Origin of the sequence: Brevundimonas sp. (assembly GCF_046299595.1) — a bacterium.
Classification (GTDB): Bacteria; Pseudomonadota; Alphaproteobacteria; order Caulobacterales; family Caulobacteraceae; genus Brevundimonas.
This window is the reverse complement of sequence record NZ_JBKBHQ010000001.1, coordinates 506,228-517,591: the sequence shown is the minus strand read 5'-3', so window position 1 is coordinate 517,591 and position 11,364 is coordinate 506,228. Positions and strand designations below refer to the sequence as shown.

The 11,364-nt window shown below is 67.6% G+C and carries 8 protein-coding genes; 5 read left to right on the top strand and 3 right to left on the bottom strand.

Annotation, left to right across the window (positions count from 1 at the left end; genetic code table 11):
- Positions 1-51 precede the first annotated feature (51 nt).
- A complete protein-coding gene (locus ACK4E3_RS02530) occupies positions 52-2,517 on the bottom strand; it encodes a DUF305 domain-containing protein (RefSeq protein ID WP_409695891.1) in 2,466 nt (821 codons plus the stop codon).
- A 102-nt stretch (positions 2,518-2,619) separates the two neighbouring features.
- Positions 2,620-4,827, bottom strand: coding sequence for an excinuclease ABC subunit UvrB (uvrB, locus tag ACK4E3_RS02525; RefSeq protein WP_409701028.1), 2,208 nt, complete (start codon positions 4,825-4,827; stop codon positions 2,620-2,622).
- Positions 4,828-4,966: 139 nt separating this feature from the next.
- On the opposite strand from uvrB, the gene ACK4E3_RS02520 reads away from it, so the two are divergent.
- From ACK4E3_RS02520 to ACK4E3_RS02500, 5 genes are all read left to right on the top strand, one after another.
- Positions 4,967-6,880, top strand: a complete 1,914-nt coding sequence (locus tag ACK4E3_RS02520; RefSeq protein ID WP_409695887.1) for a response regulator — start codon at positions 4,967-4,969, stop codon at positions 6,878-6,880.
- A 187-nt stretch (positions 6,881-7,067) separates the two neighbouring features.
- The gene (locus ACK4E3_RS02515; protein WP_409701026.1) at positions 7,068-7,367 is read left to right on the top strand and encodes a PadR family transcriptional regulator; all 300 of its coding nucleotides are present in this window, start codon (positions 7,068-7,070) and stop codon (positions 7,365-7,367) included.
- Positions 7,368-7,401: 34 nt separating this feature from the next.
- Positions 7,402-8,508, top strand: coding sequence for a hypothetical protein (locus ACK4E3_RS02510; protein WP_409695884.1), 1,107 nt, complete (start codon positions 7,402-7,404; stop codon positions 8,506-8,508).
- A gap of 68 nt (positions 8,509-8,576) precedes the next feature.
- Positions 8,577-10,160, top strand: coding sequence for an AlkA N-terminal domain-containing protein (locus ACK4E3_RS02505; protein WP_409695881.1), 1,584 nt, complete (start codon positions 8,577-8,579; stop codon positions 10,158-10,160).
- Complete coding sequence (locus ACK4E3_RS02500; protein WP_409695879.1) at positions 10,157-10,672, top strand: methylated-DNA--[protein]-cysteine S-methyltransferase; 516 nt, start codon at positions 10,157-10,159, stop codon at positions 10,670-10,672. The genes ACK4E3_RS02505 and ACK4E3_RS02500 overlap by 4 nt, the downstream gene beginning before the upstream one ends.
- A gap of 36 nt (positions 10,673-10,708) precedes the next feature.
- On the opposite strand, the gene ACK4E3_RS02495 is transcribed toward ACK4E3_RS02500, so the two are convergent.
- Positions 10,709-10,906 carry a hypothetical protein gene (locus tag ACK4E3_RS02495; RefSeq protein WP_409701285.1) on the bottom strand — a complete coding sequence of 66 codons (198 nt, stop codon included), beginning with the start codon at positions 10,904-10,906 and terminating at the stop codon, positions 10,709-10,711.
- Positions 10,907-11,364 lie beyond the last annotated feature (458 nt).

The following is an 11,364-nucleotide window of genomic DNA, read 5'->3' as shown; positions in this document are numbered from 1 at the left end:
GGGCTTGAGGAGCGGGTGCCCCTCACGCCCGTCCCGATGCGTTCAGATGCGTCAGCCGATGCGATCGGCGATGCGGGTCAGCGTATCGCGCAGGGCGTCGAGACGGCGCCCGCTCATGCCCTCGGCGCGCGGAAGCTGGCCCGCCTGGGTACGCAGATCACGTGCCACGCCTGCGTCGCGCCCGCCGCCATCCACCAGAGCTGTGGCCCGCTCCAGCGTCGCCGTGAGGCCCGCTGCACTGGCTTCGGACAGGGCATTGTCGCGGCCGAGCTGGTCCATATAGGCGCGCGCCACGACCGGGTGCGCAGGCCAGGTGACCTCGAACTGCTGCTGCGGATTGACGGTTTCGCCGAGGTTGGCCATGCGCGCCGCCGCGATCTCGTTCTCGCTGAGATAGGCGCTGGGCGTCAGGGCGAACACGTCGAGGCCGCGCGCGATCTCGGTGCCGTAGATCAGGCCATTGTACCAATAGACCGACCAGTAGCCGGCCATGGTCATGCGCTCGGCATTCAGCGGACCGCGGTCGAAATAGGCGATCTCGACCGGATTGGCCGTGTCGGTGAAGTCGCTGATCGAGATACCGCCCTGATACCAGGCCTGAACGAACAGGTCGCGGCCGGGCACGGGCACCAGCGAGCCGTTGTGGGCCACGCAATTCTCGAGATCGGTCTGGGGCGCGGGCAGCTTGTAGTAGCTGCGGAACACGAGGCGACCCTCAACGATGTCATAGATGGCGTTGGCGCCCCAGGTCTGGGGGTCCTGCACGCGGCAGCGCGGACGGCCACCGCCGCCCCACTCGTCGGTGAAGATCACCTTGGTGCCATCGTTGTTGAAGGTGGCCGAGTGCCAGTAGGCGAACGCCGGATCGACCACCGCATCGATGCGGCGGGGCTGGCGCGGGTTGCTGATGTCGAACAGGATGCCGTTGCCCGAGCACGCCCCCGCCGCCAGGTTCAGCGACGGAAAGATCGTGATGTCGTGACAGTGATCGGTGCGGTTGGTGGTCTGGGTGCCGTCGCCGTGATCACCCCCGCGCCACAGCCCCGCGAGCTGGTCGCCATCGGCAAAGACGGCGGGGCTGTCGATGATCCGCGCGCGCGACGGATCGGCCAGCGGAATCTCGATCACGTCGACACGGAACAGGGCCGTGCGGGTCTCGCCCGGCTGACCCACCACGCACCCGGCCAGCTCTTCTTCGGCGCGAACGCTGGAGATGCCCGAGTTGTAGACGATCAGGCGCTGGTCATTCGCATCGACGATGGTGTGGGTGTGAGAGCCCCGGCACGTCTGGACCTGGCCCACCTGGCGCGGGCGCGACAGATCGGAAATGTCGAAGATGCGCAGGCCACGGAAGCGCTCGGGGCTGGGGTCGGGGCCGACACCTTCGCGACCGCAGTCGACACGCGCGCTGGGGGATTCCACCGACATCAGCAGCAGGTTGCCCGCGATGGACACATCGCCCTGGCCGCCGGGACAGACGATGGCACTGATCAGCTCGGGCGCAGGCCCGTCGCCCATGCGATAGAGCTGCACCCCGTGATAGTTGCCCACGGCCAGCAGGTCGCCAGAGAACGCCATGTCGGTGTTGGCAAAGCTGAGGAAGGGCGCGCGGCGGCTGGTCAGGTCGGCGGTGCCCCGGCGCGCATCGCCGTCCTCGGACGGCGCGGGCACACGCATGGGCAGGCCCTCGGGGTTGGACGGATCATAGAAGCCGGTCGGCTTGGGCAGGCTGGCCAGCAGCTCCATGTTGTATATGGCCTCGCCCGCATCGCGGAAGCCGGGGCGCAGGTTGACGCGCGGGTCCGACGAGCGCGCCCGCAGCATGGCCGCCATGCGGTTGATCTCGGCCTGCTGCTCGTTGGAGACGTCCGTGGCAAAGCGATAGAGAACGGGATCGAAGGCCGAGCCGGGCCGCGCGAACAGCTCGGTGACCATCTGCAATGCGCCCTCGTGATGACGGATCATCAGCTCGAGGAACATCTGGTCGAAGGCCTCGCCGCGGGCGGCTTCCAGCGCGCGCATCTGGGCGGGCGTGGCCATGCCCGGCATGCCCGCATGGGCGCTGTGACCCATGCCGTGGTGCCCACCATGGTGCCCCCCGTGATGGTCGCCATGATGGCCCGAATGATCGTCTCCCATCGTGGGGGCAGGCGCAGGGGCGTCCTCGCCGCGCTCGCGAAGCCAGTCCTGCATGAAGGTGATCTCGTCGGCCTGGGAGGCCTCGATGCGCGCCGCCAGCTGGATCAGTTCGGGGGTGTTGGTGCGCCCGCGCACAAGTGCCGACATCTCGAGCGCCTGGCCGTGGTGGTGGATCATGTCCTGCATGAAGCGCACGTCGTCCGCCGAATAGCGGTTGTCGGCCACCCGCGCGGCGTCGCGGCCCTCCAGCGTGCGGCTGTCCTGTCCGGGCGCGCCGGGCTGGATCAGCGGGGCCTGCTGGGCGTGGGCGCTGGCGGCGGCCAGCAGGACAGCGGCGGCGGACCCGCACAGAAGGGCGGAGAGCGAAGGCTTGATCACGGACAAAGGACACCCCGGCGACAATATGAATGATACGCCGTTACACCATAACCACCCCCACCGCGCAGGCTCAAGCCCGCAAAGGCCGGCGGGGGGAGGGGGCTACAGCCTTCCCTTCCTGAACGCTTCCGCCGAGGCGGCTCTTGCGGCGGCGCGCGCGCGTTTGGGGGCCTCGGTGTCCACGGCTTCGCCTGCGGGCGTCAGGGCTTCGTTGGCGAACTCCAGATCGAGCATCTTGAGGCGCTTCAGCTCGTCGCGCAGGCGTGCCGCCTCCTCGAACTCCAGATTGGACGCCGCCTCGCGCATGCGCTTTTCCAGATCGCGCAGGCTGGCCTGGAAATTGGAGCCGAGGAACGGGCGCACGTCCTCGGCCACGCCGACCGGCACGGTGACGCGGTCGCGCTCGTAGGGGCTGTCGAGAATGTCCTGGATGTCGCGGCGCACGCTGGCGGGGGTGATGCCGTGCGCCTCGTTGAAGGCCTGCTGCTTTTCACGGCGCCGGGTGGTCTCGGCCATGGCGCGCTCCATGGAGCCGGTGATGCGGTCGGCATAGAGGATAACGCGCCCGTCGACGTTGCGCGCCGCACGCCCGATGGTCTGGACCAGCGAGGTCTCCGAGCGCAGGAAGCCCTCCTTGTCCGCATCGAGAATGGCGACCAGGCCGCATTCGGGAATGTCCAGCCCCTCGCGCAGCAGATTGATGCCCACCAGCACGTCAAAGGCCCCGAGGCGCAGGTCGCGGATGGTCTCGATGCGCTCGATGGTGTCGATGTCGGCGTGCATGTAGCGAACGCGGATGCCCTGTTCGCTCATGTACTCGGTCAGATCCTCGGCCATCTTCTTGGTCAGGACGGTGATGAGCGAGCGATAGCCGCGCGCCGCCACCTCGCGCACCTCGGCGATCACGTCATCGACCTGGGAGAAGCCGTCCTTCGATACCGGGCGCACCTCGACGGGCGGATCGATCAGGCCGGTCGGGCGGATCACCTGCTCGGTGAAGACGCCGCCGGTCCGCTCCATCTCCCACGGGCCGGGCGTGGCACTGACGTGGATGCTCTGGGGGCGCATGGCGTCCCACTCCTCGAACTTGAGCGGGCGGTTGTCCATGCAGGAGGGCAGGCGAAAGCCATACTCGGCCAGGGTCGTCTTGCGCCGCAGGTCACCGCGGAACATGGCGCCGATCTGGGGGATGGTGACGTGGCTCTCGTCCACGAACAGCAGGGCATTGTCGGGGATGTATTCGAAGAAGGTCGGCGGGGGCTCGCCCGGATTGCGCCCGGTCAGATAGCGCGAATAATTCTCGATGCCCGCGCACGACCCGGTCGCCTCCAGCATCTCCAGATCGAAGGTGGTGCGCTGCTCCAGTCGCTGGGCCTCCAGCAGCTTGCCCTCGGCATTCAGCTCGTCGAGCCGGACCTTCAGCTCGCGCCGTATGGAGTCTATGGCCTGTTTGAGCGTCGGGCGCGGGGTGACGTAGTGGCTGGCGGCATAGACGGTCACACCCGGCAGCTCGGCGGTCTTGTGGCCGGTGAGCGGGTCGAACTCGTGAATCGACTCGATCTCGTCGCCGAACAGGCTGACGCGCCAGGCGCGGTCCTCGTAGTGGACCGGGAAAATCTCGATGGTGTCGCCGCGCCGCCGGAAGGTGCCGCGCTCGAACGCCTGGTCGTTGCGCTTGTATTGCAGGGCGATCAGATCAGCGCGCAGCTTCGCCTCGTCGATGACCTGACCCACATCGAGGCGGAAGGTCATGGCGGTATAGGTCTCGACCGAGCCGATGCCATAGATGCAGCTGACCGAGGCGACCACGATCACGTCGTCGCGCTCCAGGATCGCCCGCGTGGCCGCGTGGCGCATCCGGTCGATCTGCTCGTTTATGGAGCTGTCCTTCTCGATGTAGGTGTCGGTGCGCGGCACATAGGCTTCGGGCTGATAGTAGTCGTAGTAGGAGACGAAATACTCGACCGCATTGTCGGGGAAGAAGCTCTTGAACTCGGCATAGAGCTGGGCGGCCAGGGTCTTGTTGTGGGCCAGGATCAGGGCCGGGCGCTGGGTCTGCTCGATGATCTTGGCCATGGTGAAGGTCTTGCCCGAGCCGGTGACGCCCAGCAGGACCTGATCGCGCTCGGCACCCTTCAGGCCCTCCACCAGCTCGGCGATGGCTGCGGGCTGATCGCCTGCGGGCTCGAAGGGGCTGGCCAGGCGAAAGCGGCGCTGGCCGCCGCGCTTCTCCGGGCGGGCAGGGCGGTGCGGCACCCATGCCGCGCTGGCGGCGGGTCCGGCAAAGTCGTGGACGAAGGCGGCGGACATATCGCCAAAGCCGCCGGAAGCAGGGGTGCGGGCCATCATGCCAAGGTAGTGCGCCGACGGCCCGTCAGGAAGGCCCCTCAACCATGCGGAAATCTATCGCTGCGATAATGGCGGTAGTGGCATTGGCCTGGGGTGATGCGTGGCAGACAGCAATCTGGTTCCCGAAACGAGCAGAGCGCCGGTATCCGTCCCTCCCGCAGAGGCCTGTGGCTGGGAGCAGCTGAGCCGCCCCGTCTGGCTGTTCGATCCCCATGCGCTGCGGGGCGTCTATGCCAATGCGGCGGCGCTGGCGCTTTGGGATGCCGAAAGCCTGGATGAGCTTCTGTCGCGGGACTTTCAGGGGCTTTCGCCTGCGGTGCAGGCCCGCACGGCCATGCTGGCCAGTCGCACCGCGCGCGGCGAGGTGGTGCAGGAGCGCTGGACCTTCTATCCGCGCGGGGTGCCCACCACGGTTCAGGCCTCGATTTCCGCCTTCGAGCTTCGCCCCGGCTATCGCGTGCTGCTGTTCGAGGCGTCGCCCGTTGATGTCGAGGAGGGTGAGCGCCGCGCGGTCGAGGCTCTGAGGCACACCTCGACCGTCATCAGCCTGTTCGACACGTCAGGCAGGCTGATCTTTTCCAATCCCGCAGGCTATCGGATCTATGGGCCGGACGCTCCCGATTTCCTGGGCCGCTTCCACGATGTGATGGAGGGCACCGGCCTTCTGGCCGTGGCGGGCGCGGGCGAGACCACTACGGCGCTGGTTCAGGTTCGCACCACGGCGGGGCTGCGCTGGCATCACGTCGATGCCCGCCCCACGCTCGATCCCGTCACGGGCCAGCAGGGGCTGTTGCTGAACGAGCAGGATGTCACGGCCCAGATCGAGGCGGAGCGGGGCCTGCGCGAGGCCGACCATCGTGCCGCCGTCGCTGAGTCTCGCCAGCGTTTCCTGGCCAACATGAGCCATGAGCTGAGAACGCCCCTCAATGCCATCATAGGTCAGGCCGCGCTGTTGAGGGGTCGGGTCGATGGTGACGATGTCGCCATAATTTCCGATGCGGCACGCACTCTGCTGGATTCGGTCAATGACATGATCCTGCTCTCCGAGCTGGATCTGGGCCGTGTCAGGCTGGCGCAGATCCCCTTCTGCCCGCAGACCTGTGTCGAGGCGGTCAGCTCCGGGCTTGTGGTCGAGTCGGACTGGCGGGCTGGAGAGCGGCTACAGGGTGACGCAGAGCGAACGGGCCTGATAGTCCGCCACTTTGTCAGCAATGCCATAAAGTTCGCAGGTCGTGAGGGCGCCAGCATCCGACTGGGCCATGAACGCGATGCCGAGGGCAGGGTATGGCTGAGCATCACCGTACAGGATCGCGGTCCGGGCATCGACAACGCACGCATATCTGCGCTGTTCGAGCGCTTCAGTCAGGGCGACAGCAGCACCACCAAGAGCTTTGGCGGCGGCGGGCTGGGTCTTGCGGTGAGCAATGAACTGGCGGCCCTGATGGGTGGGCGGGTCGAGGCACACAACCGCGACGGAGGCGGAGCCGTGTTCAGGCTGGTTGCGCCGTTTGCTCCGGCCGCGAGTGTCGAGGCTCCTCTTTCAGGGGCGGAGCAGGCACGGACGGACGTTGCGGGCACTGTGGCCCTGATCGCCGATGACGCGGTTGATCATCCGGCTGGCTTCAAGGTGCTCTACGCGGACGACCATGAGGTGAACCGCAAGATCGTGACAGCCATGCTGGCATCCCGGGGGATTGTCTGCGAGACAGTCGAGAACGGCGCCCTCGCCGTGGAGGCGGTAGAGCGCGGCCACTACGGGCTTGTGCTGATGGACATCCAGATGCCGGTCATGGATGGGGTCGAGGCCACGCGTGCCATCCGAAGACTGGCCGGTGCATGTGCAACAGTGCCGATACTGGCGCTCACGGCCAACACGCTCGATGACCAGCGCGCCAAGTATGCGTCGGTCGGCATGCAGGCGTGTCTGGCAAAGCCCGTCGACATGGCGGCCCTGTTCTCCGCCGTGGATCACTGGTCTGGAGCGATCTGCGACACGAACCCTCAGGCGGCCTGAACCGGCGTCGGGCCTGGCCTCGACACGCTTTCGAGGCTGCCATGAAGGCTCTCCACATTTGTCTTCGATCGAGGGGGCAGGTGCGTGCGCTTGACTCTCGTAGGTCTTGTGCGCCATACACTGTGTGTCGCACACTATGTGGCGCAGTGGGAGAGCGGGCGTGAACGAGGACGAGGTTTTCGAGGCCATGCGGCTGGAACTGCGGCGAGGCTCGCTGGTCCTTGCCGTGCTCGCGAGCCTTCGTGCCGAGCAGTACGGCTATTCCCTGCGCGTCACCCTGAACGCGGGCGGAATGGAGATCGAGGAATCGACGCTCTACCCCCTGCTGCGACGCCTCGAGAGCCAGGGCCTGCTGACCAGCGAGTGGCGCGAGGAGGCCAGGCGCAAAAAGCGGTTCTATCGCCTCTCGCCTGCGGGCGAGCGCGTGCTGGCGCGTCTGACAGACGAGTGGCGCAGCCTGTCGGGCTCGGTGGAGTCCCTGCTGTGAGCGTCCACGATCCAATGACCGAGGGAGGGCAGGCATGAGCCTGATCGAGAAATATCTGCGTGCGGTGGCCGCCCAGTTGCCGCCCGAGGTGCGCGAGGACGTCGTCGCCGAGCTGCGCGACGAGATCATGAGCCGTGTCGAGGCGCGGGAAGAAGGCCTTGGCCGCCCCCTCACGCCCGATGAGGTCGAGGAGGAGCTGCGCCTGCTGGGCCACCCCCTGCTGGTGGCCGCGCGCTTCGGCGGCGGGCCGATGCATGTCGTGGGCCCGGAGCTTTACCCTTTCTGGGCCTTTGCGGTGAAGATCGCGCTTCTGGTGATGATCGCCATCACCGGCATCGGCGCTGTGGCGCGGGTCGTGCTGGGCGATGCCAGTGCGGGGCAGGTGATCGGACAGGCCTTCTCGGGCATGTTCTGGAGCGCCATGGGCATCGTCGGTCTGGCAACCGTGGCCGGATTCATCATCGAGCGGCAGAAGACCCGGCCCGCGTTTCTGTCGCGCTGGCGGGTGCGCGATCTCGAAATGTTCGAGATGTCCCGCATGACCGGCTGGATGGTCGGTCTGGGTCGCGAGACGACGGCAGAGACGGACGTTGGCGCGAGCGCAGAGGCGCAGTCCTCACGGGCAGCCTCTCGCCAGTCCTCCCCGGTTCCGGGTGCCCTCGGCAGTGCGGTGGCGTGGGGCGTGTTCCTGTTGTGGTGGTCGGGCCTGATCGGGCTGGGCATCCGGCCCGAAGACCTCGGCGGGCGCGTCGCGGCCGATGATGGGCGCTATGCCAGCTTGCTGGCAGAGCTGGTCGCCATCGCCTACTGGCCCGTCCTGCTGTACGCCCTGGCGCGCAGCGCCTTCCATCTGATCCGGGTCGTGACCGGGGCACCGGGGCGCCTGACAGCGGCGGGCGATGCCGTGTTCGGAGCGGTGACGATGGGCTTCATCGGCTGGTTCTGGCTCTATTCGCCCTTCGCGCCCCTGATCCGGGTCGACACGGTGGAGGCGTTCTTAGCAAGGCTCTCAACGATGTTCGGCAACGGCGGTGCGGACATCGCCTCTATGATCATGGCGGGCACGGTCTTTGCCTTCATCGCCGAGGTGCTGAACGTGCTGGGCGCGCTGCGCAGTCTTGTCACCGGTCAGGCCCGCTAGGCGGGCGCGGCGCACATCCACGTCCGAAAACCGCCAGACAGCATCGCTGGCCCGTGCGATTGTGAGCCATGAGCACGACACGCGGAACACTGGCGGGCGGAACACTGGCGGAACGAACGGTGGCAGCAGAACTGCGGGCCGGGGAGGGCGATGCGCTGGAGCCAAAGCTTGATGCCCGCGCCTGCTACCGGGCCGTGCTGGCGCGCGACCGCCGCCATGACGGGCGCTTCTTCACCGGCGTGCTCAGCACCGGCATCTACTGTCGGCCCATCTGTCCCGCGCGCGCGCCGAAGTTTGAGAACGTCAGGTTCTTTGCCAGTGCCGCAGCCGCAGAGGCCGCGGGCCTGCGAAGCTGTCTGCGCTGCCGTCCCGAAAGCGCGCCAGAGCTTGGCGCATGGCGCGGCACCGCCGCCTCGGTCAGTCGCGCCCTGGCCCTGATCGAGGCCGGAGCGCTGGACGGGGGAGATGTGGAGGCTCTGGCCGCCCGGGTCGGCATGGGCGAGCGGCAGCTGAGGCGCCTGTTTCGTCAGCATCTGGGCGCATCCCCCGTGGCCGTGGCCCAGACGCGCCGCGTGCGTCTGGCCAGCCAGCTCATTCACCAGACCGAGCTTGGCATGGGCGAGGTGGCGCTGGCGGCGGGCTTTGGCAGCGTGCGCCGCTTCAACGAGACGTTCCAGGCCCTCTATCAGCGCCCGCCCGCACAGCTGAGGCGCGCAAGAAAGGCGGGAGCGCAGAGCGAGCGGTCAGGCGGGCCGGATGGCATCATCACGCTCGAACTCAGCTATGGCGAGCCGTGCGACTGGCAGGCCCTGTGGGCCCATTTTCGCCTTCGCGCCGTGCCGGGGCTGGAGTGGGCGGGAGATGATGCATACGGGCGCACCTTGCGCATCGGAGCGCATCAAGGCTGGTTCACGCTGGGGCCTGCGCGTGCCGGTCGCGTCTTACTGGAGGTCAGCCATGGCCTTCTTCCCGAGCTGGCCCGCATGATCGCGGCGGTGCGGCGCCAGTTCGATCTGAACTGCAACCCCGAAGCCATCGACGCTGCCCTGTCTCTGGACGAGAGCCTCGCGCTCGATGTGGCGGCCCATCCGGGCGTGCGCGTGCCGGGGCTGGCTGACCCCTTCGAGCAGGCCGTGCGCGCGATTCTGGGCCAGCAGGTCAGCGTGCGCGCCGGTATCAAGCTGGTGCACACTCTGGTGGAGATGACCGGAGAGCCGCTGGAGGGGCCGCAGGGCCTGACGCGCCTGTTCCCCCGGCCCGAGGTGCTGGCGCGGGCCGATCTGTCGGCCCTGCCCATGCCCGGAGCGCGCAGGAGAGCCATCGCAGCGCTGGCACGCGCGGTGTGCGAGGATCCGGCCTTGCTGGAGCCGGGGCGCGGGCTGGACGAGAGCGTGGCCGCACTGTGTGCCGTCAGCGGCATCGGGCCGTGGAGCGCGCACTATATCGCCATGCGGGCGCTGGGCGAGCCGGACGCCTTTCCCGGGACCGATGTGGGCCTGCTGCGCGGCTGGCAGAAGCTGGGAACACAGTGCGAGCGCCCCACGCCGACTCAACTGGCGTCGCGCGCGCAGGCGTGGCGGCCTTGGAGGGCCTATGCGGCCCAGAGACTGTGGCTGATCGACAGCCGCGCAGACGGAGATGAGCCGGCATGACCCCGACCCTGTTCACGGCCCGCCGTGCCAGCCCGCTGGGCGAGATGATCGTGGCCTGGGACGAGGCGGGTGCCGTGCGCATCCTCGATTTCGCCACCCATGAGGCGCGGGCGGCTGCCATGCTGGCGCGCCATGGCGAGGGCGCCCGGATCGAGCCGCGCGCGCTGGATACGGAACTGGACGATGCCCTGGAGGGCTATTTTTCAGGTCGCCTCGACGCACTGCAAGGCCTTGCGGTCAGCACCCGCGGCACCGCCTTTCAGGAGCAGGTGTGGCAGGCGCTGCGCACCATCGCGCCGGGGTGCACGCTCAGCTACGGCGCTCTGGCCGTCCGCATGAAAAGGCCCACAGCCGTGCGGGCCGTGGGCCTTGCCAACAGTCAGAACCCCGTGGCGATCATTACGCCGTGCCACCGGGTGATCGGGGCAAACGGGCGCCTCGTGGGCTATGCGGGCGGCATGGAGCGCAAGAGCTGGCTGCTCGCGCACGAAGGCGTCACGGTCCGGACCTGAGCGCTACCCGGCCAGCGCATCAGCGCCTGAGCGTCTTCAGTCGTCGGTCGCCTTGCTGACCGCCGTGCCCGCGGCACCGCCGACAACGGCACCGGCGGGACCGGCCACCACGGCACCGGCGATGGCACCGGTCGCAGCGCGCTGCTCGACATTGGTGCCGCAGGCGGCCAGGGCCACCATGGCACCAGAGATCATCACGGCACCGGCAATTTTCCTGATGGAAGGGATCGTCATCACATCCTCCTCTACGCTTTCGGGATGATCCGGCCTACGCGATCGCGATGTTCAGGCCAGAGCCCGGGTGTCCCAACTCTTGCGGGGATAACGGTCGCGGGCACAGACCGGTTCCTGACGGCGACGCTGCCGGTCGTGGGCTCAAGAATTGCCTTTGAAAGCCGGGGGCTGATCAAGGTTGTCCCCATGATTTCTTTGATGCACTGCAAACAAAGCTGTTCAGTCACAGGATTCAATACATGTGGGTGGATGCCATATGAGGTATCAGTATCGTGCGCCGATACCATGGAGTGATCTGTTGCGGGTTCATCCACAGCCGCCGCGATGTTGCGCCGCACGCCGCGCTTGCGAATCGATCACATTGCTGCCACATTCTTTGGCATAAAGGCGCATCCCCGGCGGGCGAAACATGCGTGCCCGGCCGGTTCCGCCATCGGCAATGAAGTGATGCCCCCCAC